This is a genomic window from Amycolatopsis panacis, from assembly GCF_003600245.1.
Taxonomy (GTDB): Bacteria; Actinomycetota; Actinomycetes; order Mycobacteriales; family Pseudonocardiaceae; genus Amycolatopsis; species Amycolatopsis sulphurea.
The window spans coordinates 19,649-45,033 of sequence record NZ_QZFV01000103.1 but is presented as its reverse complement, the minus strand read 5'-3'; the positions used below and the strand labels follow the sequence as shown (position 1 = coordinate 45,033).

Here is a 25,385-nt window from a genome sequence, read left to right as displayed (position 1 = left end):
TCACGGACTCTGAGTCTGTGAAGGGTCCCTTCACAGACCCGAAACCGGTCCGGCGCACGCCACGAGGCGGTCGCACACACCTCCGCATCGCCCACTGCCGGGTCCCCGACCAACTTTGCCGACACCCTGCGGTACGACGACGTGCGCGAGGTGCTCACGAACCCGCACGTGAGTGCGGACACCGAAAACGCGGGGTACCCGGCCCAATCGGCCGGGCTCAAGGCGCGGCGGAATCGCGCCAAAGCGTTCATCAGCATGGACGATCCCGCGCACGCCGCCCAGCGCAGGTTGCTGACCGGCGACTTCATGGTGAAGAAGGTCGAGCGGCTGCGGCCCCGGATCCAGCGGATCGTCGACGAGCTGATCGACGACCTGCTGGCCGGCCCGAAACCGGCCGATCTGGTGCAGGCCTTCGCACTCCCGGTGCCCTCGCTGGTGATCTGCGAGCTGCTCGGCGTGCCATACGCCGACCGCGTGTTCTTCCACCGGGTCAGCAAGATCCTGGTCGCCAAGGACGTGACGGCCGAGCAGTCTCTCGCCGCGATGGAGGAACTGCTCGCCTACCTCGGTGATCTGGTCGAGAAGAAGCTCGCCGACCCGGGCGACGACGTGTTCAGCAGGCTCGCCGCGGAGCAGGTGGCCACCGGTGGGATGACCGTCGGGGAAGTCGCCGCGATGGGCCAGCTGCTGCTGGTCGCGGGGCACGAGACCACGGCCAACATGATCGCGCTCGGTACCGCCGCGCTGCTGCAGAACCCGGACCAGCTCGCCGCGGTGCGCGAAGGTGACGACAAGCTCGTGGCCAACGCGGTCGAGGAGCTGTTGCGCTACCTCACCATCGTGCACACCGGACGGCGGCGGGTCGCGCTGCAAGACTTCGAGGTCGGCGGAACCCATATCCGCAAGGGCGAGGGCCTGATCGCCGCGAGCGACGCCGCGAACCGGGACGCGACCCGGTTCCCCGAGCCGGACAAGCTCGACGTGACCCGCAAGGCGCGCCACCACGTCGCGTTCGGCTACGGCGTGCACCAATGCCTCGGCCAGCCGCTCGCGCGCGTCGAGCTGCAGGTCGTCTACCGCACGCTCTACCGGCGGATCCCCACCCTCGCGCTGGCGATTCCGCTCGACGAAGTGAAGTTCAAGCACGACATGCTGGTCTACGGGGTCCATGAACTCCCGGTGACCTGGTGAACGGAGGGAGCACGATGAAGGTGGTCGTTGATCAGTCCCGATGTGTCGGGGCGGGACAGTGTGTGCTGGTCGCGCCGGAGGTGTTCGATCAGCGCGAGGAGGACGGGATCGTGCTGCTGCTGGAGGAGAATCCGCCGGCGCAGCTGCACGACCGGGTGCGCGAGGCGGCGCGGATCTGCCCGGCGCTGGCCATCGAGCTGGCCGGCTGAGCAGCCGGCGGATGTCGCTCCATTGTGGACTCCCGTGCCCGCTCGGGTTTCGCCGCGGTGGGGTGCCCTCCGCCCGGCCCGGTGCTTTAAGGCTGTACGGAGTTGGTCCGGACGGTCTGCGAGGAGCCGCCAGTGGTCGTGTTCGCCGGTCAGGGTGATGCCCGTCGTTCGCTGGAATTGTTGTGGCGCGCGGGAACCGGGCCACGCACCGCGCCGGGGCCGAAGCCGGGGCTCAGTGTCGATCGCATCGTCGCCGCGGCCGTGGAGATCGCGGACGTGGACGGGATGTCCGCGTTGTCCATGCGCACGGTGGGGCAGCGGCTCGGGCGCACCGCGATGGCGCCCTACACCTACGTGCCCAGCAAGGCCGAGCTGATCGACTTCATGTACGACAAGGTGCTCGGCGAGTTGCGCGCGGAGTACGACCTCGGTGCGGGCTGGCGTCCGGCGATGACCGAGCTGGCGCACGAGCTGTGGACATTCCACTTGCGACACCAGTGGCTGCTGCAGGTTGGGCGAGGATGCCGTACCGCCGCCGGTGGGTGTCCTATTTGGAGCATGAAGCGCGGCGCAGCCTGAACGCCGGAGTCGAGCTGCTCGCGGACGGCGTCGAGGCCGCGCTCAGCCGCCGGGCTTCCGCGCCTCGATGAGGATCCGGGTGGTGGTGGCGACGAACGGGCCGTCCTGCAGGAGCCGGTGCAGGTCCAGAAGGCGCGGCAGGTAAGCATCCACAGTGAACCCTGGAACCATCCAGATCACCTTGCGCAGGAAGTAGATCACCGCGCCGACGTCGAAGAACTCGGTGCGCAGCTTCTCGAACCGCAGGTCGGTCACTTCGAGTCCGGCGCGCTCGGCGTCCGCGCGGGCCTGCTCGGGACTCCGCTTGCCGCGCACCTCGGCGGGCTGCTCGCCGAGGAAGTACTCGACCAGCTCGAACACGCTCGCGGGGCCGACCTGCTGGGACAGGTAACCGCCGCCGGGGCGCAGGACACGGGCGATCTCCGCCCACCACACGGTGACCGGATGCCGGCTTGACACCAGGTCGAACGCGTTGTCCCGGAACGGCAGCGGCGGCTTGCCGGTGTCCGCGACGACCGTCGCGCCGCGGGGCCGGAGGATGGCGGCGGCCTTCGGCACGTTCGGCGGCCACGATTCGGTGGCGACCATGCGCGAGGGCAGCACCGCAACCCCGGCCAGCACCTCGCCACCGCCGGTCTGGACGTCCAGCGCGGACTCGGCTCGGGCCAGACGCGAGCCGAGCAACCGCTGGTAGCCCCAGGATGGCCGTTGCTCGGTCGCCCGGCCCGCCAGCCACGAGAAATCCCAGCCGGTCACCGGAACCGAGGCGGCCTCGGCAACCAGATCGTCGAAAGAGCGGGCCATACGCCCGATCGTCACAGGTTCCGGCGCGCGGTGCGAGCCGTTTTGCCCGGTGGCGGCGGAACCGGCTTCGCGGCGACCACGGCGTCGAGTGGAACCACCACCAGCCCTCGCTTGGTCTCCACGGTGCACGTGGTCGCGTCGCGTTCGCGCAAAGGGCCGAGGGCGTCGGTGAATCCGCCCTCGACGCGGTAACGCACCACGACCCGGGTGCCCAGCGGCAGTTCGGTCAGCCCCTTCAGCGGAAACGGTGTGCTCATGAAGCGACCTCCGAAGGGACGGCAGGGGACGTGTCCTCGGTCGCGCCGGGCTCCGGGTGGCCGAGGAAGGTGAGCGGGCGAGCGGCCCGATCCACCGGGTGAGTACCGGATCCAGTGCGCACGACCCGGCCGCCCAGCTTCGCCCGCGCGGTCGCGTGCCCGAGGAAGTGCAGGTTCACAACGCTCATCCCACGAGTATCGCCGCAGGGGCGGGCGTCGTTCGGCGGAGTGGCGGGTCGCACCCGCCGGGTGACGGTCGGGCCAGGGCTGGTGCGACCGGATGTGGTGCCGGGCGGGGTGCGGATGCCGTGGCGGGTTGCCGGATGGGTGTGGTGTGCGGTGGTGCGGGATTTCGGGTAGGGATCTGGTCAGGGGGCAGGGGTGTGGATCCGCAACGCCGTCGTGCCGAGGCCGGTCGGTCCGGTCGGGAGGGTGACTGGTGTGGCTGACGAGGCCGGTGGTGTGTCGCTGGGTGAGGTTGTGGTTGCCGGTGATGTGGCAGTGGGCGGTGTGACGTCCGGCAAGGCTGCGACTTGTGGTGCAGCATTCAATGGTGCGGCAGCGGGCAGCGTGACGCCCGGTGCGGCTGAGGCGTGTGGTGCGGCTGTGACTGCGGCCGGTATCAGGCTCGCAGCCGGTGTGCCGATCACAGAGATGGCCGCCAGTGGCGAGCCCATCGACGATGTGGCGCCGACCGGCAAGCCGAGACCGGAGGCGCCGGGGACCGCCGGCATCCCGATCACCGGTGCGCCGGAAGAGGCTGTGGCGGAAGCAAAGGGTTCGGCCAGCCGGTCCAGCTCCGCGTCGGTGTAGCGCACGCATTCGCGGTGCCAGTTGACCACTCCGGCGATCCAGTTCCGCAGGTCTTCCGCGTACGCGGTGAGCGTGCGGCGAGCCGCCTCGTCCAGGTTGTGGTCGGTGAACAGGCCGGGCAGGCCGATCTCCGTCGCGTGCCGGAATTCGGCCAGCCGGGCGTGGAGCAGGTCGGTGACAATGCCGAACGCGCGGTCCTGGTCCACGTCGAGGAACGCGCGGACCACGAGCACCGCGTTGTGCAGCTCGCCCTCGTACTCGATTTCCTTGCGGTAGGAGAAGATGTCGTTGACCAGGCCGCCGAAATCGGCCGCGGAGTGTTCGATCGCCTGGATCACCCGGGTCCGGTGCAGATCCGGCGGGACCGTCTCGGCCTGCGTGATCCGGTTGAGGGCCATGGTGAGGTCGGCGCCGAAGGTCCGGCGGCGCATCTCCACGTAGTCGATCGGGTCCGGGATGCGGTTCTGCGCCTGGTTGGCCAGCTCCCACAGCCAGGCTTCGAGCATCACCTCGACGGTGCGGCGGAAGGTCTCCCGCCCCTCGGCGTCCATCGAGCCGGTGGTGCGCGGCCACAGGTCGGCCAGCCCGGCCTCCAGCGGATTCTCCGCGGCCGGTACGGACTCGCCGCGCGTCGGCAGGAACAGTTTGAGCCGTTCGGTCATCGCCTTGGCCGCGGGCAGATCCCGCGTGGCGCCGAAGACCACCGGGTAGTAGTCGTCGCCGTAGGTGCCCCAGGCGAGCCAGCCGCTGGTGAGGTCGAGCTGCTCGGCCGAGGCGTCCGGGTGGATGCCGGCGGCGCACAGCGGCAGGTCGATCCCGCGCATCCGCCGCTCGTCCCAGACCAGGTCGTCGATGATGCCGGTGCGCCGGCACCAGCCGACGAGGTTCTCCCTGGCCTCGGCCAGCCCCGGGTTGAGCCGCAGCGGGAAGGGGATCGCGATCTCCGGCAGGTCGATCGGGCCGACCCGCTCGTAGGGCTGATGCGTGAACGACCGTGCCCGTCGCGGGGCGGTGGCGAGCATCGAGGAGAAGATCCGCGCGGCCGACGTGCCCAGCCCGGTCGGTTCGCCGAACGGGTCCGGCCCGCCGCGGGCGTCGAGCGCGCCTTCGTTCATGTAACGGCTGGAGCGCAGGTGCCATTCGTGCCCGCCGGATTGCCAGTCCTGCAGGCCCTTGACGTAGGCGAAGGTCTCCATCCGCCCCGCCGGATCCACCGCGTGCTCGTCGAACAGCGCGGGAACCTCGGTGAGCGCGGTGTGCTCGAACTGGTGCAGCCGTGAGGTGAGCAGGTCGTTCACCGCGTCCGCGGCCTCCTGCGTACCGCAGCCGAGGAACTTCTCGAACACCAGCACACCGTTGGACAGCTCGCCCTCGTCCTCCACCTCGCGCTGGTAGGAGAACAGGTCGTTACGCAGGTGCACGGCGTCGGCGAAACAGTCCCGCAGCACCTCCATCGGGCGCATCGCGGCGATCTCGTCCGGCACCTCGGCGTGCACCGAATGCTCGATCAGGTTCGCCGACCACGGTGCGCCACCGACCTTCCGGCGCATCTCGATGTACTCGACCGGGTTCGACACCCGGCCCTCGTTGATGTTCGCCAGTTCCCACAACGATTCGTCGAGCAGGTTGCGGGTGCTCTCCCGGAATCGCCGCCGCCAGCCCGCGCTGCGCTGCGGCACCGTGCGGTTCCACAGATCCGCCAGCCCGCGTTCCACCGGATTCCCCGGGATCTCGGTGATCTCGCCGGTAGCGGGCATGAACCGGCCGATCCGGTCGAGGTACCCGCGGGCCTGCTCGATGTCCCCGGTGCGCTTGAACAGTTCGAGGAAGTGATCGTCGAAGTAGAACACCCACACGTACCAGTCGGTGACCAGATCGAGTTCCGCGGCACCGGCGTCCGGATGGGTATAGGCGCACAGCAAGGCGTAGTCGTGCGCGTCGAGATCCCGCTCGGTCCAGATCACCGTGCCGTGCTGGGGCACGTCGATCATGTCCATCTGATAGGCCCACTGCTTGCAATGCGCCCGCGCGCCCGCGAGATGCGGGTTCAGCCGGGCGGGATGGGGCAGATAGAACTCGGGCAGGACGAACGGCTGCACGCGCGGTCCCTTGCCTTCCGGATCGGTGCTCGACGGACCCCATGAGGCAAACAGACCGGGGGCGGACCGGGAAGAGCCCGGACGCCGTGCCACCCCAACGATGCCGAGGCTCGCCCGGCCGGCCCAGCCGGCGCCTGCGAAGGGACCACTCGGCGTGCTGCCGCATCGCTCGTCGGTGTCGGTCAAGCCGACATCCGGGAGGCCTGCGGTGGCCGGATGTGGTGTGCTGGGTGCCCGAACGCGAGGAGCGGTGATGAGCGAAGAGAACCACGTGGTCCGCAATGACGAGAAGAACCGCTACGAGCTCTACACCGGCGGCGAACTCGCCGGCTTCGCCGAATTCTCCCCGCGGGAACGCGAGATCGTGTTCACCCACACCGAGATCGGCGACGAGTTCGGCGGCCGCGGGCTGGCCAAGGTGCTCGCCTCGGCGGCGCTCGACGACGTGGTGTCGCGCGGCAAGACGATCGTGCCGGTCTGTCCGTTCATCGCGGGATACCTGCGGAAGAACGATGGGTACGCCGGACATGTGCGGTGGCCGGGGGAGTGAAACGGGGCATTCACGGGGTGGCGTTGGCCATTCGGTCGGCCAGGATTCCACCGCGAGCGAGCTGAACCTCGCGGGCGCGCGTCGCGGCGAAGCGCAGCAGGCCGAACGGTGCGTGCAGGTGCAGGGTGTCGGTCACGTCGGTGCCGGTGTCGTTCGGACGCAGGGCGAAGCGGTAATCGATCCGGACGCCGCCGGGGGAGACGACCCGGCCGTGCAAGGCTTCGCTGCCGTCGACGTTCAGCGTGACCGCGATCCGGTTGTCGTAGCGAAGAAAACCCAGGAAGCGAAACCGTTCCACCGCGACGTACCGGGTCGGCCCGGGACCGTGCGTCATCTGCCGCACGGCCACCACGAGCGGGGAGAGCCCGACGTAGTTGTCCGGATCCGACAGGTGTGCGGCGACGGCCGCGGGCGGGGCGGCGACCGGGAATTCGTGGCGCAACAGGATTTCGGGCACAGCCGAGGGTAACCGGGATCCGCCCGGCCCAGTTCCGTTGCGCCGGACGGGTGGCCGGGCGCCTGATATGTCCGGAGAATGGTTATTAACCAACCTTAGTCGGTGGTGTAGTGGTTGCCGGGCAACAACAGTGGGAAGTATCCACCCCCGGTGCGCGGCGCGGGCCGCGCGGGGTCGGTCCCCCACCCAGAGAGCACGACTGGAGGAAGATTCGATGACTTCCCGGAAGACGCTCCTCGCCGGATTCACGGCGTTCTCGGCCGCGGCACTGACCGCCGGCCTGTGCATCAATTCCGCCTCGGCCGGCCCGCTCGCCTTCGCGCAGATGCAAGCGCAGGCCGTCACACAGGCCAACAAGGTCGCCGACACGCTTGGCGTGGCCAACGGCGGGATCTACCTCGATCGCGGCAAGGCGGTCGTGAACGTGACCGACGCGGCGGCCAAGGACAAGGCCGAGGCCGCCGGTTTCGCCACCAAGACGGTCAAGTACAGCTTCGCGGCGCTGACCAACGCGAAGAACAGCATGGACTCGGTCAAGAACGTGCCACAGACCGCCTGGGGTATCGACACCAAGTCCAACCAGGTCGTGGTGAAGATCTACGACGCGGCTTCGCAGGCGGTCAAGGACAAGGTCACCGCGGCGGCGGCGAAGCTCGGCGACGCCGCCCGTATCGAGCACCGCAGCGGCAAGCTGGCCACCTACATCGCCGACGGCGACTCGATCACCAACAACCAGGTCATCTGCTCGCTGGGCTTCAACGTGACCAAGGACGGCCAGCCGATGATGCTCACCGCCGGCCACTGCACCAACGAGGGCGGCACCTGGTCCGGCGGCGACGTCTCCGGCGCCGAGATCGTGCAGAGCGACTGCCCCGGTGCGGACTCCGGCCTGCTGACTCGCCCGAACGGTACCGGCGACGGCGCGATCAACACCGGTCAGAGGATCACCAGCGCGGGTGAGCCGACGGTCGGCGAGAAGATCCAGAAGCAGGGCCAGACCACCGGTGGCGGCAGCGGCGAGGTCACCTCGGTCGACGAGTCGGTCAACTTCGACGTGGGCGTGCTGAACCACGAATTCGGCACCACCGCGCACACCGACCACGGCGACTCGGGCGGCCCGGCCTACGACGGTGAGAAGGGCCTGGGCACGCTGTCCGGCGGTGACACCCAGACCAGCTACTTCTACCCGTTGACCCTGGAGTTACAGGCCTACGGCCTCACGCTCGCCTGAGCACGAAGTCCTTCCGGCGGCCCGTCGTCCCTTCCCCGGGACGGCGGGCCGCTGTCGCGAAGCGGGCCTAGAGTCACCTCCATGGAGCCGAATCCGAGCCCGGCACGGCAGTTCTGGACGGCGCTGGAGCCGATGCACGCCGTGGTCTACTTCGCGGCCGAGCCCGCCCAGGCCGCGAAAACGGCTGGACTGCGCGGGTTCTGGATGGGCTACTTCGCCGGCCGCGCCGCACCCCTGGGACCGATCGGCCCGGAGCCGGTCACCGCGATGTTCTTCGGCTTCGCCCCGCGGATGGTCGCCCGTGCGTTGCCCGACGCGTGGGGCTTCGCCGCCCCGGAACACGTGCTGCGTACGCGAATCGAGGCTGTCGAGGCGACGTTGACCCGGTTACTCGGCCCAGCCGATGTCGACGAACTGGTGGAGCTGCTGGAGAAGGCTGTGGCTGGATGCCGCTTCGCGGGCCGTCCCCTCGCTGCGTCGTGGGCGGCGGTGCCACGTCCGGACCGTCCGCTGGCCCGGCTGTGGCTGGCCATCAGCGCGTTGCGTGAGCACCGTGGGGACGGGCACGTGCTCGCGTCTGTGGCTGTCGGGCTTACGGGCCTCGAAGCAAGCCTTACGCACATCGCCACTGGAGCGACTACGCGAGAGTCGGTGCAGCGCGCCCGCGGCTGGACCGATGAGGAGTGGGAGGCAGCGACTGCGCGACTGGTATGTCGTGGGCTGCTCGACGGAGACGGCAGGCTGACTGTCGCGGGTGAAGACGTGCGACGCACTGTCGAAGAGACCACTGACCGCCTTGCGGCCGACCCACTTGAAGCGCTTGGTGCGACTGCCGTGGCACGCGTATGCGAGCTGGCTGTGCCGTTGAGCCGCGCGGTCGTCGACGGGGGCGGCCTGCCTGCGCCGAACCCCATGGGGGTCGTGCGGCCGTGAGAGCCGCGTACGGCTCGATGTCGAGCCCGCCGTACGCCGTTCGACGTAGGGGTGAGAGAAGGGAATCGACATGTTGCTTGAAGGCAAGAACGCGGTGGTCTACGGCGGGGGCGGCTCGATCGGCGGGGCCATCGCCAGGGCGTTCGCCGAGGAGGGTGCTCGCGTCTTCCTGGCCGGGCGAAGCCACGACAAACTGGACCGAGTCGCCGCGGACATCCGCACCGCCGGTGGGGCCGCCGAAGTCGCGGTGTTCGACGCGCTGGACGAGGCGGCCGTGGACAGCCACGCGGACGCCGTCGTCGCCACCGGCGGCAGCCTCGACATCTCGGTCAACGTGATCACCCACGGCGACGTTCAAGGCACGCCGATGATCGAGATGTCGCTTGCCGACTACGAGCAGCCAGTGCTGAATGGCGTGCGTACGACGTTCCTCACGATGCGGGCCGCCGGACGGCACATGAAGCGGCAGGGCTCCGGCGTCGTACTCGTCTTCGGCGGTGACGGCGACCCGGTGCGCGGGCATTCGGTGGGTGGCCTACAGGTCGGCTTCGCGGCGCTGGAGGCCATGCGCCGTCAGCTCGCGGCCGAACTGGGCCGAGACGGCGTACGCACGGTCACGTTGCGCACCGGCGGTATCCCGGAAACGATCCCGGCGGATTTCCCTGGCGGCGCACAACTGGCCGAGGAACTCGCGAAGCCCACCATGCTCGGCCGCACCGCCACCCTCGCCGACGTGGGCGCGGCGGCCGCGTTCGCCGCCTCCGACAAGGCCCGCACCCTGACCGCCGCGACGGTGAACATCAGCTGCGGGGCACTGGTCGATTAGCTTGTGCCTCGGGGCGACCTCTGGTACAGACCATGTGAAGATCATTTTTCCGGATGTGGTCACCGGGTGTTGATCAGCCCGCTACGGTAATCCGTGGCTGACAGTCTGGGCTGCTTCGGCAGTGTTAACGGTGTTATCAGAGGGGTGGATCAGTGTCTCAACCTGCATCGGGGCCGAGTTGGCTCGAGGGGCTCGGTTTCGCGATTACGGACCAGCCTGGCGGGGGAGGCGCCTCCGGCGGGGGTGCCGCGCCGGCGGGGCCTGGCTTCAGTCTGAGCAGTGCGGATGCTCGGAGCATGCTCAACCAGGCCAGGAGCATGCACAGCGACATTGCCAACATGGTGCCTGACGCGGAAGGCCTGACCAGACTCACGCCGCCGGCGGACGACCCGGGGAGTATCGGATACAACAAGCTCTTGGTGGGTGATGGGCAGAATCGTGGCGCGTTCGGCAGCGGTGCGGATCAGGTCAAGTTGTACCGTGACTACCTCGCGGAATTGGTAGCGCGGTTGGAGAAGGCTTTGGGGATTACTGAAGCGTCGGATGCGCAGGCGGGCGCAGATGTCAGGAATGTCTCGTCGGAGGGGGAAGGCAAGGGGTTCGCGTGACGATGCGCAGGTCATTTCTCGCGTTGTCCGGCGCCGTTGTGGCCATTCTCGTGGCCGCGGGATGCTCCGGGAGTGCGCCTGGTGCCGCGGTCAGTTCTCCGATCTCATCGCCGACGGCTGGGGCGTTGCCGCACAGTGGTGCTCCCAAGGTCGAACATCCGTTACCGGCGTCGGTGCTTTCCGGAGATCCGTGCCAGGAAGCGCTGAAGCCGGATCAGGTCGAACAGATCCTCGGTATCGCGCCTGAGGGAAAACGTCACGACAATCCTGCCCTTGGTACGGCATGTGACTGGAATAACGACACAACTGGGGCCGCCGCAACAGTCGGTTATGTGACCCAAGTGCACGACGGTCTCAGCGCGGTGTACAAGAACACCAAGCCACTGAGTTCGGTATGGCGCGAGTTTCCCTCTATTCAAGGGTTTCCCGCTGCTGCGCACACGACAATCAGCTCGGGCACTCAGGGCGGTTTTTGTCAGGTCAGTATAGGCATTTCTGACAGTCTGTCGGTGGATGCCTCGTTGACTGTCCGTCGCGCCAAAATAGGCAAGGCGGACGCGTGTGAGCTGGCTCCGCGGGTGGCCGACATGGTGGTCACCAATCTGCGGAAAAAAGCGGGTATGTGATGGGCTTGTTCGATGGGGTCGGCGAAAGCGTCAACTCAGTCAATGTGAATCGCTCACGGCGACGTCCGGGGGTACGTCGATGATCGGCCTCGTCAGTGGTCCACTGTGGATAGTCAAGGAGCTGGTGCGGTCGGGAGTGGTCGCCGGTGGGCTCGGCTCTGGTCGCATCGAGGGGTGAAGATCATTTTCCCGGATGTGGTCACCGCTTGTTGATCAAGTCCGCTAGTGTAATCCGTGGCTGACAGTCTGGGCTGCTTCGGCAGTGTTAACGGTGTTATCAGAGGGGTGGATCAATGTCTCAACCTGCATCGGGGTCGAGCTGGCTTGAGGGGCTCGGTTTCGCGATCACTGATGGGCCTGGCGGCGGTGGGGCCGCTCCGGGAGGGGGTGCCGTACCGGAGGGGCCTGGTTTCAGTCTGAGTAGTGCGGATGCCCGGATCATGCTCGACCAGGCCAGGAGCATGCACAGCGACATTGCCAACATGGGACCTGAAGCGACAGCGTTGACTCAGCTCAGGCCTCCGGCGGACGACCCGGGGAGTAACGGATACAACAAGCTCCTGGTGGGTGATGGGCAGAATCGAGGCGCGTTCGGCGAGGGCGCGTATCAGGTCAAGTTGTACCGCGACTACCTCGCTGAATTGGTAGCGCGGTTGGAGAAAGCTTTGGGGATCACTGAAGCGTCGGATGCGCAGGCGAGCGCAGATGTCAGGAATGTCTCGTCGGAGGGGGAAGGCAAGGGGTTTGCGTGACTATGCGCAGGTCATTTCTCGCGTTGTCCGGCGCCGTGGTGGCCATTCTCGTGGCCGGAGGATGCTCGGGGGCCGTGCCGGGTGCCTCGGTCGGTCCGCCAGTTTCCTCGCCGACGGCTACAGTGTTGCCGCACAGTGGTGCTCCCAAGGTCGAGCATCCGTTACCGGCGTCGGTGCTTTCCGGAGATCCGTGCCGGGAGGCGCTGAAGCCGGATCAGGTCGAACAGATCCTCGGTATCGCGCCTGAGGGAAAACGTCACGACAATCCTGCCCTTGGTACGGCATGTGACTGGAATAACGACACGACTGGCGCCGCCGCAACCGTCGGTTACGTGACTCAGGTGGGCGAGGGTCTCAGTGCGGTGTATCAGAACACGAAGCCGCAGAGTTCGGTGTGGCGGGTTCTTCCCCTCGTGCAGGGGTTCCCCGCTGTCGGGTACGAGGTAACCAGTGCAGGTACGAAGAGTGGTTTTTGTCAGGTCGCTGTAGGCATTTCTGACAGTTTGTCGGTGGATGCCTCGTTGACTGTCCGTCGCGCCAAAGTAGGCAAGGCGGACGCGTGTGAGCTGGCTCCTCGGGTGGCCGACATGGTGGTCACCAACCTGCGGAAAAAAGCGGGTATGTGATGGGGTTGTTCGATTGGGTCGGCGAAGGTGCCAAGTGGTTGAACGATCGGTTCGACGATGTCGAGCACTGGGTCTCGGACGTATGGCACGGGAATATCGGTGATCAAGCGGTTCCGGCGCCGGAGCTGGTCCAGAAGGTGCTGGCCAGTCAGGGTGCCCAGGATTGGCATCAGGGTGCGGGCCGGGCGACGATGCTGGCGCGGCAGAACGACGAGATGAGTGCCCGGGCGCAGCAGTTGAGTGCCGGATTGGAGTCGGCCTGGACCGGCGGTGGGGCGGAGGTGGCGCGGGCAAGGATAAAGCCGCTGACGGACGCGACGTCGGCCGCTGCTCAGACCTACACCAGCAACGGGCAGAACCTGACGGATCTGGCGCATGGGTTCGACGAGATGAAGGCGACGCTCCAGCCGATGCCGAAAACGCCGCCGCACAAGGATTTCTTCGATACGGCCACGCCGTGGGACACCGACACCGAAGATCAGATCAACACCTACAACCGGATCGCGCGGGAGAATCTGGATCGCTACAACGGATACCAGCAGCAGGCGCAGACCAGCGGCCAGGGTTTGAAGACCGACTACGGGCAGCTGAACAAGTTCGACGGCGAGGTGTCGATCGCTCCGCCGGCCCCCGCTTCGCCCTCGCGGCACACGCCGACCGGTGGGACGAGTAGGCATTCGTCGGCGCGGTCGGAGTTCACCGGTCCTGGCGGCGCCGGGCACACGTCACCGCGATCGGTCGATGGCTCGGTGCCGAATGTGCACACTCTTCCGGCCGGACACCCGCTGCCGGGTGAGAATCCCGGGCCGGGCACTCAATCCGGTGGGGGTGGTACCCGGACTGCGGGTTACGTTCCTCCGTCTCTGCCGGACATGCGGTCTGGTTCGGTGCCGCCGTTTCCGGTCCCGGCTGCTGGGGGTGGTGGTTCGTCGTGGTCGGGTAGTGCGTTCGTGCCGGGTGGGTTCGGCCCCGGTGGCTCGTCATCCGGAGCACCCGGAGCACCACCCGGAGCAGGCGGATCGGTCGGCCGGGGGCTGTCGGGCGGGCCGGGCGGAGTTGACGGGCCGGCGGGTCGTGGGCTGCCCAACGGCCCGGGTGGCGGTGCGCGGTCGGGTACCGGTGCGGGTGTCGGCGTCGGCGAAGAGGGCGCCGTACGAGGGTCGGGAAGTTCAGCCGCGCCGCGCGGTACCACCGGTGCTCGCGGCGGAGCCGGCGTGTCCGGCATGGGCGCTCCTGGTGGCAAGGGCAAGGCGGAGGAAGACAAGGAACACCAGCGCAAATACGGCGTGGACGACGATTCCGCGTTCAGCCTCACCGACGACGACGGTGACCGGCTGGTGGATCCGCGGACCGGCTTGCCGCCCACGCCGCCGACCATCGGAGGCTGAACCGCGCCGATGAACGTCCTCGACAGGCCGGTGCGGGTGCCCCGGCCGGTGTTCCTTGTGTCCTGGGAGCTGGCCGGGCTCGGCGCGCTTCCCGTCGTTCTCGAGCCGGACCAGAACCACCGGACCGAAGACGGCACCACCGTTTTCCGGCAACGTGCGCTCAGCGAACTGGCCCGCCTCGGGTTGACCGGTCCGGACGGCGGGCTCGTTCCGCGGTATCGGGCCACGCTCCGGGTGCTCGCGACCGCTCGGCGCGAGGTGTACCTCTGGAGCAATCTGCGCCGGGCAAGCGTCCGGGCCGCGGCGATGCTGACGGCCGAGTCCGGGCGGGACGCGGTGCGGTTGATCACCGATCACCAGGTCGTCCAGCTCGACCCCATCCGGCCACGGGACCTGGTGACGAGCTTGGTGGGCGCGCTTCCTGATGCTCGCGTGGCGCGGATCAGGCCGTTGTGCGTGCCGAAGGCCCAGTACGAAGACGCCGGCCGGGACTATGGTGGCGACGACCCGCTCACCGAAGCCTCCGCGCAGGTCGACGAGCTGCGCCGCCTGATGCGTGCCGATCGGGACGCGATGCATCAGCTCTACGCCGCGACCCGCGACAGTGCTGGTCAGCGCACGCGCTCCACTCCGTTGTCCGCCATCGACCTCACCCGCGAGGGCCGGGTCCTGAGCTTCGTCAACGACGGCCCCGGTGGTGACCCGCAGATCAACCTGTATCCGGGCGACCGCGCCCTTGTCGCCGACGCACTCGCACTTACGCTCGGAGCGCTCGAATAGGCACGGGAACAGCGCTCTAACCCCGCGCGGAAATCTGTTGCACCGACCAGGTGTTCCCATCCGGGTCGGCGAAGTGCACGAACCCGATGTTGTCCAGATCCTCCGGCCGTCCGGTGCCCGGATCCGGGCCGTACCGCTGGATTTCGCTGACGTCGACGCCGGCTGTCACGAGTGTTTCCCGCGCCCGTGGCAGATCGGCGACGACCAGCTGCAGGCCTCGCAGCGAACCGGGTGGCATGTCCGGCACCATGCCCTTGCCGAGCACGATGGAGCAGCCCGAACCGGGCGGGGTCAGCTGCACCAGGCGCAGGCCAGGGCCGGGTGTGATGTCGTGGTCGAGGTGAAAGCCGACTTGCCCGGCATAGAACGCCTTCGCTCGGTCCACATCGGACACTGGGACGACGACCACCTCGAGAGTCCAGTCCACGCGCACACCACCGATCAAGAACCGTCGAGCAATCGGGACAACGCTTCGCGCGCTTTCGCGTCCCGGCCGGCGAGTGCCTGCAGCTCGTTGGCGAGCACCGTAAGCCATTCCTCCAGCTCCGCGCTACGCCGGCTGATGACCACACCGCGTACGACTTGGCGGATTTCGGCGACGACGCTGCCGTCTCCGGTGGCGGTGAGCACGAGCTGCTGCTGCGGAGTGGACACGCGCACCTCGACCGGTTGCCCGAGCCGCCCGGCGACGCGGTCGGCGAAGCTGCGACGGCGCTCTATCTCGACCATGCCCGGCGGTAGTGCGTCGCCGAGGGTTTCCGACAGCACGCGGCTGTAGGACGCGACGTCTGCGCGGTCTGTGCGTAATGCGGCGAGCAGCAGGTGGAATTCACCGGTCGGGCCGCTCAGCTCCGAGCCGGCCATCAGTCGGTGAGGGGCAGCACGAGCTGCGGCTTGGTGATGTGGTGGTCGGCTCGAAGTGGCTTCACCGCCGTGCCGATCGCGAAGAACTCCGTGGTGTGCCCTCCCCAGCGGTGCGCCAGCGAAAGCAGCTGCACCCCGACGATGCCTTCCGCGTGCAGCTGTTCGGCTTCCGCCTGCATCCGGGACATGGCCAGTTCACGAGCGTCGTAGAGCGCTTCGGTGTACTGCGGGATTTCCACGTTCTGGCCGATATTGCCCAGCGCTTGGCGGAATCGCTGATGCGCGATGTGGTAGACGCACGAACCCATCACCATGCCCAGCGGCGCGTAACCGGCCTGCACGAGCGTCCAGAAATCCTGTCCGGACAGATCGCTGGTGAACGGCTTTCCGGTGTTGTTGCGCCATTCGCCGGGCTGCTCGGCCTGCACGGCGGTGCCCACGGCGATGAACTCGGCCAGGTCGTTGCCGAACTCCTTGAACTCGATTTCCAGCCGGACCGCGACGACGCCGTCCGCGCCGAGCATGTCGGCCTCCGCCTCCATTCGTGACATGGCCAGCTCGCGAGCGTGGTACATCGCCTGGGAAAGCCGGTCCAGCTCCTGATTCTGGCTCCACCGGCCCATCTGGAATCCGACGTGGTAGATGCTGGAGCCGAGCACCAGCCCGAGCGGGCGGAACCCGGCCTCGCGCACCAGCAGGAACTCGTTCACACTCAGATCCGAGGTGAACAGGCTGGTCGGCTGGCCTGGCCGCATTTCGGCGAGCCTGCGCATGGCGTCGTCGGGGAGGTGCTGCGCAGTGGGATCCGCAGTGCTCACGACGTCTCCTTCACGATCGGTTCAGCGGCAGGAGGGTCACTGCCGAGGTCGGTGCGGCCACCCCGGAGTGGAAGCGTGCGATCGCGGTGCCGAACACGCTCGCGACCCCGGACACGCCCACCTCGCCGAGACGCCAGGTGTCCAGCGTCATCCGGGAGACGATCGCGCCGTCGGCACCCGCTGTGCGCACGCCCTCGGCGAACTCGGCCCGCGCCGCGGAGCGGATCGCGGTGACCAGCTCGGTATGCGCGTCGACCTCGGTGTTGCCCGCCCAGGTGTTGGTCTGGAACTGCATGTTGTAGTCGTAGAGCGCGTGCGCGCCGAATCCGGTGATCACCTTCGCGGGCACCCAGCCTGCCTGCACCAGCTTGCCCACGTCGGGCCCGGACAGCTCGGTGGTGAACACGAACCCCGGCCGCTGCGCCGATTGCGCCCGCACCGCGGTGCCCAGCGCGACGAACTCGTGCATCACCTCGTCGAGTGGAGTGATCGAGAGCGCGATGCCGAGCACCCCGTCGGCGCGGATCGCGGCGGCCTCCCGGCGCAGCCGCGCCAGGGCTAGCCGGTAGCCCTCGCGCAGGAACGCGGCCTGCGTCGAGATCTGCTGCCCGGGGGTGGTGGCGATCATGGACGTCCAGCCGATGCGCTGCACGACGCAGCCCATCACCTCACCCGCCGGCTGGAAACCCGCCGCCTCGGCCCCGACCGCGCCCGGCACGCTCAGCAGCGAGGTCCGCAACCCCGATTCGGTGAACCGCTCGACCCGGGCCTGCGCGACCGGCGGCAGCCCCCGCCCATCCCATTCGGGCACCCGGACCACCTCGCCTCCGTCACTTCCATCGTGACACGAGAATCGCCGCCGGTCGCCCGGTCCGGGCCACGGCCGGGGGGTATGCCCGGAGAATCCCGGTTCAGCGGGTGGCCAGCTCGACCCGGTTGCGGCCGGCCTGCTTCGCCCGGTAGAGCGCGGTGTCACTGGCCACGAGCACGTCGTCGATGCCGGTGAGGTGCTCGGCCGGGTAGAGCGCGCAGCCGATGGACACGGTCAGGTCGCTGATCACCGTGTCCCGGTCCGGCAGCGCCACCGAGACCAGCGGAACCCGGCTGCGGATCCGGTCGGCCAGCTGGCCGAGGTGTTCCTCGGTGGGCACGTTCGGCAGCACGACGGCGAATTCCTCGCCGCCCCAGCGCCCGCAGACGTCCTGCTCGCGCACCTCCCCGCGCACCGCGATGGCGATCTCGCGCAGCACCAGGTCGCCGATCGGGTGGCCGTAGGTGTCGTTGATGGCCTTGAAGTGGTCCAGGTCGAGCAGCAGGACACCGACCGTGCCGCCGCCGGTGCGCGCGCGGTCCAGGTACTGCTCGGCGATGGTGCGCCACCACCGTTTGGTGGCCAGGCCGGTGGTCAGATCGGTGCGCGCGTCCCGCTGGAACTGGGTCAGCAGCAGCCCGCGGTGCAACGCCACCAGCGCCAGCACCACGCCGACCAGCACCAGCGGGTTGGCCAGCAGCAGGAGCGCCGCGGTGACCAGGCCGAGGCCGATCGCACCCGCCTCCAGCAGCTGATCCCCGAATCCGGAGAACAGCTCGGACAGCGTGCGCGGCGCACCGGACAGCGCGATCGCGGCCATCACCAGTGCGGTGTTGATCGCCCAGCGCAGTGCGGCGGCGAACACGATGATCACCAGGTCTGCCAGTCCCGGCAGGAAACCGGCGGACGGGATGCCGGGGTAGTGGTGCATGCCCAGCGCGAGCACCACGACCGCGGCCTGCGTGCCGCACAGCACGGTCGCCGCGGAGAAGATCCAGCGGTGCGGCAGCACCGGCCGCTCCCGGGGCCAGATCCGCCACCACGCCACGGCGTAGGTGACCACGACCATCGCGGTGGCCAGCACCGGCGGGAGGGCGATCACCGCCGCGATGCTCCAGACGGCCTTGGTGTCCACGTACGCGACCGTGGGGGCGCGGTTGTATTCGCGCTGCCGCTCGATCCGGCGGGTGGCCTCGATCGCGACCGCGGCGCACACCGTCAGCACGCCGAACCGCACGAGGTCGGTCCGGTCGACCGGCACCAGCCACGCGGTGCTCACCGAAGCGGCGACCGCGACGACGTTGACGAGCAGCACGTAGAGGCGCACGTGGGAAGGCAACCGCCAAAGGCGCCAGCCCGTGAACCACCCGGCAAATCGTCCGCGCACTCTTCACCTCACCCGATTGGCTTCTACCGTAAACGATGAGGCGCTCCAGGTACGGCCCGCTGCCCGCACTCTGGGAGTTGCCAGGGATTTTCGCCCGGACAGCCCAGTGCCGGGCAGGTTGCAGGGGGAGGTGACCACTGTGGGTAAGTGCAATCCCTTTCGAACGTGTGAGTTACCAGCGTGACGGTCCCTTCGACTGGTCCGTTTGGCCCACGCGCTGTCGACACTGTCCGTTATGTAGATCGAGGTAAATCACTCGTAAGTGCAGGTGGAGGGAAGGGGGTGACGACTGTGCGCGACAAGCACTCGGGCCTCGGGCCGTGACCGGCGGGTGACCAGAGCCTCAATCTCGGGTTGAGGCTTGCGTCTTCGCTGGTGAGGGGCGTGTCCCACGCAGCGGGACGGCGTCCGGTGACCGAATCGAGGCGTACCGCACGCCCGAACGTCACCGGAAGCAGGCGAAATGGACTTGCCGGGCGGCGATCGGCCGCGCCGGGCCGGGCGGGTGGCCCGAGAGAGGTGAGCACTCCATGCGTGACAACAACCGGACGGCCTGAGCCACGGTGGTGACTTTCGGCTGCGCGACGGCGACCGGGCGTGCTGAGCCCGGGGCGGCCGGTTTCCTGGGAGGGAGGTGTTCGGGGTGCGGGACAACAACTGGGTGCGGTGAGCCGATCCGGCGTGGGCCGGTTTCGGGTGGTTTCGGCGGGTCTGGTGGGAGAGGAGGTGGCTTGGCGTGCGGGACAACAACTGGAGCCGGTGAGTCGGCTTGGACCGGGTGGTTCGGCGAGATGAGGAGGTGCGTGGTGCAGGACAACAACTGGGCTCGGTGAGGCGGCCGTGGTCGGCAGGTTCTTCGGGAAGGGAGGTGCGTGATGCGGGACAACAACTGGATCCGTTGATCTTGGTTCGTGCCGGGTGGTCCGGCGAGATGAGGAGGTGCCTGATGCGTGACAACAACTGGGCTCGGTGAGTTCGGCTTGGACCAGGTGGTTCGCCCAGGAGAGGAGGTGCTCGATGCCGGACAACAACTGGGCTCGGTGACGCCCGCTCGGATCAGTCGGTACGGCGAGGTTTCGGCGAAGTGAGGAGGTGGCTTGGCGTGCGCGACAACAACTGGGCTCGGTGATCTCGGTCCGTGTCAGTCGGTTTGACCTGGTGAGGAGGTGTGTGCGGTGCGGGACAACAACTGGATTCGCTGACCCGGCACGTGTCAGTCGGCTTGCCGGCGAGAGGAGGTGCCTGATGCGCGACAACAACTGGACCCGCTGACCGGTCCGTCCCGGGAAAGAGCCCGGCGAGGAGGTGAAAGGCATGCGTGACAACAACTGGATCTGAGACGGCCGGGGTTGCGGATCACTGCGCCACCGGTGGCGTGGCCCCGCCGAGCGGGCTTCGGCGGGGCCGCACCGCGCGGGTCCACGCGGCACCGGCCGCGACGGCGCACACGGTGCCGGCGACGGCCGCGATCCCGACCACCGTGGTGGGGGCGAAGGCCTGGGTCAGCGCGCCTGCCGCGGCGATGCAGAGGCCCTGTGCCGCGCGCAGGGCGGCGATCGCCACACCGATCACCTGGCCGCGCTGGTCGGCGGGGGCGGCGAGGCTGTACTGCACTTGCGTGATCAGGTCGTGCGCGGAGAAGGCGCCCGAGAGCGTCCAGAGCACGACCACCACCGGCAGCGCGGGCGTCCAGCCGGTCGGCAGCAGCACCAGGCTGCTGGCCACGGTCAGCGGGCTCAGCCAGCGCATCTGCCGGGCCTGGGGCAGCCGGCTGATCAGCAGCGCGCCCAGCACCGTGCCGATCGGGTTGGCGATCAGCAGCCAGCCGAGCACCCCGGTTCCGCCGAGCTGGGCCGCGACCGGGACCGCCAATCCTTCCGGCACCACGTAGAACCCGCAGCAACAGGCGATGGCGAGCAGGGACCGCAGCTTCCGGTCCCGGGCGACGAGGCGGCAGCCGGCCACCAGGGAAGCCCATTGCGGCGCCCGTTCGGTCACCGAGGTGACCGGGTACGGCCGCAGTCCCCAGCGCAATGCGATCGCCGACACCGCGAAGGTCGCCGCGTCCGCCCACAGGGCCCCGGATACGCCCAGCCAGGTCACCACGGCGGCGCCCGCGCCGAAACCCACGACCAGCGCGGCCTGGTACGTCGAAGACAGGATCGCCTGTCCGGTCGGCAGTTTCTCCTCGCCGAGCAGGTCCGGCAGCACCGCCTGCCGCGCGGCCTGGAACGGGCCGGCTGCCAGCTGCACGACGACCAGCAGCCCGGCGGCGACCGGCCAGGGCACGGCTGGGATCCCCATCACCGCGACGAGCCCGGCGCGCAGCACGTCCGCCGCGACGAGCACGGTGCGACGCGGGAACCGGTCGGCCAGGCCACCGAGCGCCCCGCCGAGCAAATCCGGCAGGTAGGTCAGCGCGTACGTGCCGGCCGCCCAGCCTGCCGAGGCGGTGCGGTCGAAGACGAGCACGGTCAGCGCCACCCTTGCCAGCTGATCACCCGCCACGGAAAGCAGGTGTGCCAGCCACAGCGCCCGGAACTCACCGACCCCGAACACGGTCCGGAAGGAGGGCGCGGTCATGGTCATGTGCTCAGCCTGTCCCGGCGCGGCCACTCGGAGCAACCCCCCGCGGGGCCGGGGTGGGTCGTCCGCGATGCCCTTGCCGGTTCGTGGAAAACTGGGAGACCGCCGTCCGTGAATCGTCGTATCGAGGGGTTTTTCCGTTGACCGAGGAGAGCCGGCAGATCGCCGGTCGCTACGAGCTCGTCGAACTCGTCGGCAGCGGTGCCATGGGCATGGTGTGGCGCGGCGAGGACAAGATCCTCGGCCGGGTCGTCGCGGTGAAGGAACTCCTCATGCCGCTGAACCAGGGCGAGGACAAGGTCGCGGAGGCCAAGAACCGCGCCATGCGCGAGGCGCGCATCGCCGCCCGCCTGCAGCACCCCAACGCGATCTCCGTGTTCAACGTGGTCGAGTACGAGGACCGGCCGTGGCTGATCATGGAGTATCTGCCCTCGCGCAGCCTCTCGGTGAAGCTGCACGACGACGGCCCGCTGACCGTCGACGAGGTGATCCCGATCGCGGTGCAGCTGGCCGGCGTGCTGGCCGCCGCGCACCGCGCGGGGGTGGTGCACCGCGACGTGAAACCGGGCAACGTGCTGCTCGGCGACGACGGCACGGTCAAGGTGACCGATTTCGGTATTTCCCGTGCGATGGGCGACGTGACCCTCACCGCCACGGGTGAAATCTCCGGTACACCGGCGTTCCTCGCCCCGGAAGTCGCGCGCGGTGAGGACGCCACCTTCGCCTCGGACGTCTTCGCGCTCGGCGCCACGCTGTACATGGCCGTGGAGGGCGCGCCGCCGTTCGGCACCGCGGACAACCCGATTGCGTTGCTGTACCGCGTTTCCAGCGGATCGATCACACCGCCGAAGCAGGCCGGGAAGCTCGAACCGCTGCTGCTGAAGCTCTTGGAACTCAAGCCGGTGGACCGGCCGACGATGGCCGAGGTGGCCGCCGAGCTGAGCGCTCTCGACGGCGGGGCCACGCCGGTCGTGACCGTGCCCGAACCCCCTACGCTGCCGGAGACCTCGCCGATGAAGGCGGCCGAGCCTCCCGCCGCGGAGCCGGTCGCCGCGGCGGCCACGCCGCAGGCGCCCGAGGCCGCCCCGCCGGCCGACCGAAGACGCCGCGCGATGATCTTCGCCGGGGCGGGCGCACTGATCGTGGTGCTCGCCGTGATCCTGATCGTCGTGCTCACCCGCAAGCACGACCAGCCGAACCAGGCCGCGAACACGCAGTCCGCCACCACGTCGGCCGCGGCACCCCCGTCGCCGGGCAGCCCGTCCCCGAGGACGTCCCCGGCCTTCGCCGCTTCCTCACCCGAGGCGATGTCCGCCGCGCTGCAGACCTATTTCTCGCTCATCCCCGGTGACCTGTCGCAGAGCTGGACGATGCTCAGCCCCGGTTTCCGCGCGGCGAGGAACCAGAGCTTCGAGAGCTATCAGGACTTCTGGCAGAACTTCTCCTCGGCCTCCGCAAGCGACGTCAAGGTCACCGGCGACAACACGCTCAGCGCCCAGATCACCTACCGCCGCAAGAACGGCAGCACGACGAGCGAACACCACACCTACGTGATGGTGCAGCAGGACGGGCTCTGGCGGATCGACCAGGAGAGCAAGTAGCCCGTCAGCGTGGTTGGGCCGCGGTGTGGAGTGTGCGGGCGATGGTGCGTAGCTGTGTGCGGCAGGTTTGGGTGTTGCGGTCCGGGTTCGCTGGGGTGTAGTCGATGCTGAACAGGGCGTTGTGGTCGAGGAAGAGCACTCCGCAGGATTCCCGGTTGCTGCCTGGCAGCCAGCGTGCCTGGTCCGCGAAGTCGAGCCCGACGGGGCTGTGGTCTTTGCCGCGGAAGGAGAATCCGGTGAAGAGGCCTGCTGTGCGTTTGGCGCCGGATTCGGTGTTGCGCGGCCCGTGCCAGTAGACGTCGAGTGAGACGTACTGTGCTGTCGGGTCGTTCGAGCCGAAGTCGCAGACGAGGAGGCCGGATTGGAACTTGGGAGACCAGTTGCGTGCCAGTTCGGCGGAGCGTGGCGGGATTGCGGAGGTGCGCTCGGTGAACTGGTCGCAGGTGGCGAAGTCGGTTTCGTGGTACTTGTCCAGTGTGCTCGCCCCGTCGAGGAGGATCGCATCGAGGCCGAGCCGCGCCCAGGCCACGGCCAGCGTGAGCACGGCGACCGCGACCAGAATGCCCGTCCCCAAGGCGATCTCGGAGCCCGTCTGCCACCGGGGCGAGGGCGCCGGCGGGCGGTTCGCGGGTACTGTCATGCGCCGGCCGGGTGGACAGCTTGGGGCCAGCGGGCCGCCGGTAGTGCTTTGTCGTTCATCCAGCTGTTCGTGTCCCGGATGCGCTCGAGTGTTGTCATGAACCGATTGGCGACCCGCACCAGCAACTCGATTCCGTTGGACACCAATGCGCTGATGGCGTCCGAGAGGGAGCTGACGGAGAACGGAATACCGATGACGGTGGCGGCATCGATGGCGGCTTCGGTGATCGCTTTCAGGAAATCACCGACCATCGTGGCGAGCCCGGACATGTACTCGACGTTGGTGTGAGCGATCTCCATGAGCCACTGGCTGATGTCGTCCGCCTTGGTGGCCATCGCATCGACTGCGTTGACCTGCGCGGTGACCTTTCCGTCGTAGACGGTTTTGGCGGCGCCCTCCCAGGTGGCGATCTCTTCGTTGTGATAGGCGGGCCCCTGCGGGATACCCGGATCCTGGTGCGAATAGACCCCGTTGAGCGGGCGCTGGACCTCGTGGACCCAGCGGAATGCCTGGAAGACCAGCGAGACCACCGGAAGCTGGTGCCGCAGTGCGTAGTCGATGAGCTTGGCGAGCTTGTCCAGACCTTCCTTGATGCTGTCCATCCCTTCCTTGACCAGCAGGAGGACGGGGCTGAGCAGGAAGGCCCAGTCGCTGATGTGGTCGATCGCGGCGGTGTACCTGTCCACGACCTCCCGGAAGTCGGACTCCATCCTGGAAAAGATCGCTCCGAACCTCTTGACCTGGTACTCCGGGTCCACCGGCATGGTGATCGGGCTCCCCTCGACTACTTCTTCTCGTAGGCCTTGCGGAGGTCGATCTCGGCCACCGCTTCGGCCTCTTCGTACTTCCGGGCGATCTTCTCCAGCACCGTGGCCAGCTCGTGGAATTGCTCGGTGCCTTGCCGCAGCGTCGACTCCACCCAGGCCCGGAACTCCTCGTAGGCGGCGCTCTCCGGTGCCGCGCTCACCGCGGACAGGGCCAGCGTGACCGGATCACCGGTGAAGAACGCGGAAGTGGCCAGGGTCGTGCCCTGCACGGCATTCGCGATCTCGTGCACGTGATCCGCGCGGAGTTTCCACCACTTGGCTTCCTCGCGAAGCGCCTCGGTGACCACCCGATATCCGGCCATCGCGAATCACCCGTCGACCCGGAAGCCGGTGAAATAGTCGTCATCGGATTCCGGTGTTCCCTCGGAAGGGTCGTTGCCGCCGTCGGGAAAACCCGGGCCGGACATCTCGAACAGTGCGGCGATTTCGCAGGACAGCTGCGCGGCGGAAAGCTGCCGGATCCGTTCGGGGACCCCGGTCATCGCGGTCGCCACGCCGCCCCGGGAGCGCAGGTGAAGGCTTCCTTGCGGGCTGGTGAATCCGCGTTCCCCGGCCGGGCGAACCGGGGCGGCCGACCTTCGGACTTCGTCCATCCGGTCGGCGCGCTTCTCGATTTCGTACTGGGCTCTTTCCAGCGCCTGTTCGAGTGTCAGCGAACTCCAGTCCGGGCTGTTTTCCCTTGCCGGTTCCGGCGGCCCGGCCGGGCGGGGACGTTGCGCTTCGAGCAGCGCTGCGCGTTGCAGGGCGGTCGAGTAGGTGCGGAACACCGTGGCCGCGAAGCGCTCGGGCGGGATTCTGCGCGCCCAGTCCAGGGCCACTTCGACCTGCGTGAGATGCGCCTGGCGGTCGACGGTGAGCCGGATCGCTGCGCTGGCGTCCTCGGCGGGGTAGGTCTCCGCCGGCGTCAGAATCGCGCCGTTGTGCCGGGTGAGTTCGCGAAGCCGGCGGCGAGCAGTGGCTTCGTCCGGAATGTTCAGGCCGGCGAGGTCGAACTCGGGAATGAGTCCGGTCGGCGGTTGACTCCGGACGTTTTTCTGCACGGCTAACGCCTCCCCTGCGTCGATTCCCGGAAACCGTAGCAGCGCGGAGTGAAACGGGCACTGTGCGCGGTGGTGAAACACC

27 protein-coding genes and 2 pseudogenes are annotated in these 25,385 nt (G+C 68.4%); 14 read left to right on the top strand and 15 right to left on the bottom strand.

Annotated features, from left to right (window positions below; genetic code table 11):
- Nucleotides 1-129: 129 nt before the first annotated feature.
- The 3 genes and pseudogenes from D5S19_RS22345 to D5S19_RS22335 form a co-directional block, all read left to right on the top strand.
- Nucleotides 130-1,191 (top strand): annotated as a pseudogene (locus D5S19_RS22345) (cytochrome P450); the annotation flags it as partial.
- Between the two features lie 14 nt (nucleotides 1,192-1,205).
- Nucleotides 1,206-1,400: a ferredoxin gene (locus D5S19_RS22340; protein WP_120025358.1), complete on the top strand. Its 195-nt coding sequence runs from the start codon at nucleotides 1,206-1,208 to the stop codon at nucleotides 1,398-1,400.
- Between the two features lie 132 nt (nucleotides 1,401-1,532).
- Nucleotides 1,533-1,913, top strand: a pseudogene (locus D5S19_RS22335) (TetR/AcrR family transcriptional regulator); the annotation flags it as partial.
- Nucleotides 1,914-2,021: 108 nt separating this feature from the next.
- Here the strand turns inward: D5S19_RS22335 and D5S19_RS22330 are convergent.
- The 4 genes from D5S19_RS22330 to D5S19_RS22315 form a co-directional block, all read right to left on the bottom strand.
- Nucleotides 2,022-2,783: a class I SAM-dependent methyltransferase gene (locus D5S19_RS22330; protein ID WP_120025357.1), complete on the bottom strand. Its 762-nt coding sequence runs from the start codon at nucleotides 2,781-2,783 to the stop codon at nucleotides 2,022-2,024.
- Between the two features lie 11 nt (nucleotides 2,784-2,794).
- Entirely contained in the window at nucleotides 2,795-3,040 is a 246-nt protein-coding gene (locus D5S19_RS22325) for a putative acetyltransferase (RefSeq protein ID WP_233574085.1), read from the bottom strand.
- The gene (locus D5S19_RS22320) at nucleotides 3,037-3,228 is read right to left on the bottom strand and encodes a hypothetical protein (protein ID WP_120025356.1); all 192 of its coding nucleotides are present in this window, start codon (nucleotides 3,226-3,228) and stop codon (nucleotides 3,037-3,039) included. The genes D5S19_RS22325 and D5S19_RS22320 overlap by 4 nt, the downstream gene beginning before the upstream one ends.
- Nucleotides 3,229-3,408: 180 nt before the next feature.
- The gene (locus tag D5S19_RS22315; RefSeq protein ID WP_233574084.1) at nucleotides 3,409-5,952 is read right to left on the bottom strand and encodes a terpene synthase family protein; all 2,544 of its coding nucleotides are present in this window, start codon (nucleotides 5,950-5,952) and stop codon (nucleotides 3,409-3,411) included.
- 253 nt (nucleotides 5,953-6,205) lie between these two features.
- On the opposite strand from D5S19_RS22315, the gene D5S19_RS22310 reads away from it, so the two are divergent.
- Nucleotides 6,206-6,502 carry a GNAT family N-acetyltransferase gene (locus D5S19_RS22310; RefSeq protein ID WP_120025355.1) on the top strand — a complete coding sequence of 99 codons (297 nt, stop codon included), beginning with the start codon at nucleotides 6,206-6,208 and terminating at the stop codon, nucleotides 6,500-6,502.
- Between the two features lie 10 nt (nucleotides 6,503-6,512).
- On the opposite strand, the gene D5S19_RS22305 is transcribed toward D5S19_RS22310, so the two are convergent.
- Complete coding sequence (locus D5S19_RS22305; protein ID WP_120025354.1) at nucleotides 6,513-6,959, bottom strand: SRPBCC family protein; 447 nt, start codon at nucleotides 6,957-6,959, stop codon at nucleotides 6,513-6,515.
- A 214-nt stretch (nucleotides 6,960-7,173) separates the two neighbouring features.
- Here D5S19_RS22305 and D5S19_RS22300 point away from each other — a divergent pair, with 214 nt between their 5' ends.
- The 9 genes from D5S19_RS22300 to D5S19_RS22260 all read left to right on the top strand — a co-directional run bounded on the left by D5S19_RS22300 (nucleotide 7,174) and on the right by D5S19_RS22260 (nucleotide 14,729).
- Nucleotides 7,174-8,190: a S1 family peptidase gene (locus D5S19_RS22300; RefSeq protein ID WP_120025353.1), complete on the top strand. Its 1,017-nt coding sequence runs from the start codon at nucleotides 7,174-7,176 to the stop codon at nucleotides 8,188-8,190.
- Nucleotides 8,191-8,271: 81 nt separating this feature from the next.
- Nucleotides 8,272-9,123, top strand: a complete 852-nt coding sequence (locus tag D5S19_RS22295; RefSeq protein ID WP_120025352.1) for an SCO6745 family protein — start codon at nucleotides 8,272-8,274, stop codon at nucleotides 9,121-9,123.
- 70 nt (nucleotides 9,124-9,193) lie between these two features.
- The gene (locus D5S19_RS22290) at nucleotides 9,194-9,949 is read left to right on the top strand and encodes an SDR family NAD(P)-dependent oxidoreductase (RefSeq protein ID WP_120025351.1); all 756 of its coding nucleotides are present in this window, start codon (nucleotides 9,194-9,196) and stop codon (nucleotides 9,947-9,949) included.
- A 296-nt stretch (nucleotides 9,950-10,245) separates the two neighbouring features.
- A complete protein-coding gene (locus D5S19_RS22285) occupies nucleotides 10,246-10,557 on the top strand; it encodes a hypothetical protein (protein WP_120025350.1) in 312 nt (103 codons plus the stop codon).
- A 2-nt stretch (nucleotides 10,558-10,559) separates the two neighbouring features.
- Entirely contained in the window at nucleotides 10,560-11,183 is a 624-nt protein-coding gene (locus tag D5S19_RS22280; protein WP_120025366.1) for a DUF3558 domain-containing protein, read from the top strand.
- A 440-nt stretch (nucleotides 11,184-11,623) separates the two neighbouring features.
- Nucleotides 11,624-11,935 carry a hypothetical protein gene (locus D5S19_RS22275; RefSeq protein ID WP_120025349.1) on the top strand — a complete coding sequence of 104 codons (312 nt, stop codon included), beginning with the start codon at nucleotides 11,624-11,626 and terminating at the stop codon, nucleotides 11,933-11,935.
- A 2-nt stretch (nucleotides 11,936-11,937) separates the two neighbouring features.
- Nucleotides 11,938-12,561, top strand: coding sequence for a DUF3558 domain-containing protein (locus D5S19_RS22270; RefSeq protein WP_120025365.1), 624 nt, complete (start codon nucleotides 11,938-11,940; stop codon nucleotides 12,559-12,561).
- Nucleotides 12,562-12,599: 38 nt separating this feature from the next.
- Nucleotides 12,600-13,949: a hypothetical protein gene (locus D5S19_RS22265; RefSeq protein WP_233574083.1), complete on the top strand. Its 1,350-nt coding sequence runs from the start codon at nucleotides 12,600-12,602 to the stop codon at nucleotides 13,947-13,949.
- Nucleotides 13,950-13,958: 9 nt separating this feature from the next.
- On the top strand, nucleotides 13,959-14,729 hold the full coding sequence (locus tag D5S19_RS22260; protein ID WP_120025347.1) for an ESX secretion-associated protein EspG: 771 nt from the start codon (nucleotides 13,959-13,961) through the stop codon (nucleotides 14,727-14,729).
- Nucleotides 14,730-14,745: 16 nt separating this feature from the next.
- Here D5S19_RS22260 and D5S19_RS22255 read toward each other — a convergent pair whose 3' ends face one another.
- The 6 genes from D5S19_RS22255 to D5S19_RS22230 all read right to left on the bottom strand — a co-directional run bounded on the left by D5S19_RS22255 (nucleotide 14,746) and on the right by D5S19_RS22230 (nucleotide 21,198).
- The gene (locus D5S19_RS22255) at nucleotides 14,746-15,156 is read right to left on the bottom strand and encodes a VOC family protein (RefSeq protein ID WP_120025364.1); all 411 of its coding nucleotides are present in this window, start codon (nucleotides 15,154-15,156) and stop codon (nucleotides 14,746-14,748) included.
- Between the two features lie 14 nt (nucleotides 15,157-15,170).
- Nucleotides 15,171-15,593 carry a hypothetical protein gene (locus D5S19_RS22250; protein WP_120025346.1) on the bottom strand — a complete coding sequence of 141 codons (423 nt, stop codon included), beginning with the start codon at nucleotides 15,591-15,593 and terminating at the stop codon, nucleotides 15,171-15,173.
- Entirely contained in the window at nucleotides 15,593-16,411 is an 819-nt protein-coding gene (locus tag D5S19_RS22245) for a heavy metal-binding domain-containing protein (protein ID WP_233574082.1), read from the bottom strand. The genes D5S19_RS22250 and D5S19_RS22245 overlap by 1 nt, the downstream gene beginning before the upstream one ends.
- A gap of 10 nt (nucleotides 16,412-16,421) precedes the next feature.
- Complete coding sequence (locus tag D5S19_RS22240) at nucleotides 16,422-17,222, bottom strand: heavy metal-binding domain-containing protein (RefSeq protein ID WP_120025362.1); 801 nt, start codon at nucleotides 17,220-17,222, stop codon at nucleotides 16,422-16,424.
- Nucleotides 17,223-17,322: 100 nt separating this feature from the next.
- Nucleotides 17,323-18,549 (bottom strand): GGDEF domain-containing protein, encoded by a 1,227-nt coding sequence (locus tag D5S19_RS22235; RefSeq protein ID WP_120025345.1) that lies wholly within the window; start codon nucleotides 18,547-18,549, stop codon nucleotides 17,323-17,325.
- Nucleotides 18,550-19,965: 1,416 nt separating this feature from the next.
- Nucleotides 19,966-21,198, bottom strand: a complete 1,233-nt coding sequence (locus D5S19_RS22230) for an MFS transporter (protein WP_120025344.1) — start codon at nucleotides 21,196-21,198, stop codon at nucleotides 19,966-19,968.
- 137 nt (nucleotides 21,199-21,335) lie between these two features.
- On the opposite strand from D5S19_RS22230, the gene D5S19_RS22225 reads away from it, so the two are divergent.
- Nucleotides 21,336-22,796 carry a serine/threonine-protein kinase gene (locus tag D5S19_RS22225; RefSeq protein ID WP_120025361.1) on the top strand — a complete coding sequence of 487 codons (1,461 nt, stop codon included), beginning with the start codon at nucleotides 21,336-21,338 and terminating at the stop codon, nucleotides 22,794-22,796.
- A 4-nt stretch (nucleotides 22,797-22,800) separates the two neighbouring features.
- Here D5S19_RS22225 and D5S19_RS22220 read toward each other — a convergent pair whose 3' ends face one another.
- From D5S19_RS22220 to D5S19_RS22205, 4 genes are read right to left on the bottom strand one after another with little or no spacing between them, the layout of a single operon-like run.
- A complete protein-coding gene (locus D5S19_RS22220) occupies nucleotides 22,801-23,436 on the bottom strand; it encodes a hypothetical protein (protein ID WP_147397487.1) in 636 nt (211 codons plus the stop codon).
- A complete protein-coding gene (locus tag D5S19_RS22215) occupies nucleotides 23,433-24,200 on the bottom strand; it encodes a hypothetical protein (protein WP_120025342.1) in 768 nt (255 codons plus the stop codon). Before D5S19_RS22215 ends, D5S19_RS22220 begins: the two co-directional genes overlap by 4 nt.
- A 20-nt stretch (nucleotides 24,201-24,220) precedes the next feature.
- On the bottom strand, nucleotides 24,221-24,565 hold the full coding sequence (locus D5S19_RS22210) for a hypothetical protein (protein WP_120025341.1): 345 nt from the start codon (nucleotides 24,563-24,565) through the stop codon (nucleotides 24,221-24,223).
- 6 nt (nucleotides 24,566-24,571) lie between these two features.
- Nucleotides 24,572-25,303: a hypothetical protein gene (locus D5S19_RS22205; protein ID WP_120025340.1), complete on the bottom strand. Its 732-nt coding sequence runs from the start codon at nucleotides 25,301-25,303 to the stop codon at nucleotides 24,572-24,574.
- Nucleotides 25,304-25,385: the final 82 nt, after the last annotated feature.

Coding starts and splice junctions, on each gene's coding strand:
- D5S19_RS22260 (WP_120025347.1), top strand. CDS start 13,959: ATGAACGTCCTCGACAGGCCGGTGCGGGTGCCCCGGCCGGTGTTCCTT.
- D5S19_RS22215 (WP_120025342.1), bottom strand. CDS start 24,200: ATGCCGGTGGACCCGGAGTACCAGGTCAAGAGGTTCGGAGCGATCTTT.
- D5S19_RS22325 (WP_233574085.1), bottom strand. CDS start 3,040: ATGAGCACACCGTTTCCGCTGAAGGGGCTGACCGAACTGCCGCTGGGC.
- D5S19_RS22275 (WP_120025349.1), top strand. CDS start 11,624: ATGCTCGACCAGGCCAGGAGCATGCACAGCGACATTGCCAACATGGGA.
- D5S19_RS22280 (WP_120025366.1), top strand. CDS start 10,560: ATGCGCAGGTCATTTCTCGCGTTGTCCGGCGCCGTTGTGGCCATTCTC.
- D5S19_RS22340 (WP_120025358.1), top strand. CDS start 1,206: ATGAAGGTGGTCGTTGATCAGTCCCGATGTGTCGGGGCGGGACAGTGT.
- D5S19_RS22300 (WP_120025353.1), top strand. CDS start 7,174: ATGACTTCCCGGAAGACGCTCCTCGCCGGATTCACGGCGTTCTCGGCC.
- D5S19_RS22295 (WP_120025352.1), top strand. CDS start 8,272: ATGGAGCCGAATCCGAGCCCGGCACGGCAGTTCTGGACGGCGCTGGAG.
- D5S19_RS22210 (WP_120025341.1), bottom strand. CDS start 24,565: ATGGCCGGATATCGGGTGGTCACCGAGGCGCTTCGCGAGGAAGCCAAG.
- D5S19_RS22330 (WP_120025357.1), bottom strand. CDS start 2,783: ATGGCCCGCTCTTTCGACGATCTGGTTGCCGAGGCCGCCTCGGTTCCG.
- D5S19_RS22250 (WP_120025346.1), bottom strand. CDS start 15,593: ATGGCCGGCTCGGAGCTGAGCGGCCCGACCGGTGAATTCCACCTGCTG.
- D5S19_RS22270 (WP_120025365.1), top strand. CDS start 11,938: ATGCGCAGGTCATTTCTCGCGTTGTCCGGCGCCGTGGTGGCCATTCTC.
- D5S19_RS22230 (WP_120025344.1), bottom strand. CDS start 21,198: ATGACCATGACCGCGCCCTCCTTCCGGACCGTGTTCGGGGTCGGTGAG.
- D5S19_RS22310 (WP_120025355.1), top strand. CDS start 6,206: ATGAGCGAAGAGAACCACGTGGTCCGCAATGACGAGAAGAACCGCTAC.
- D5S19_RS22320 (WP_120025356.1), bottom strand. CDS start 3,228: ATGAGCGTTGTGAACCTGCACTTCCTCGGGCACGCGACCGCGCGGGCG.
- D5S19_RS22290 (WP_120025351.1), top strand. CDS start 9,194: ATGTTGCTTGAAGGCAAGAACGCGGTGGTCTACGGCGGGGGCGGCTCG.
- D5S19_RS22220 (WP_147397487.1), bottom strand. CDS start 23,436: ATGACAGTACCCGCGAACCGCCCGCCGGCGCCCTCGCCCCGGTGGCAG.
- D5S19_RS22285 (WP_120025350.1), top strand. CDS start 10,246: ATGCTCAACCAGGCCAGGAGCATGCACAGCGACATTGCCAACATGGTG.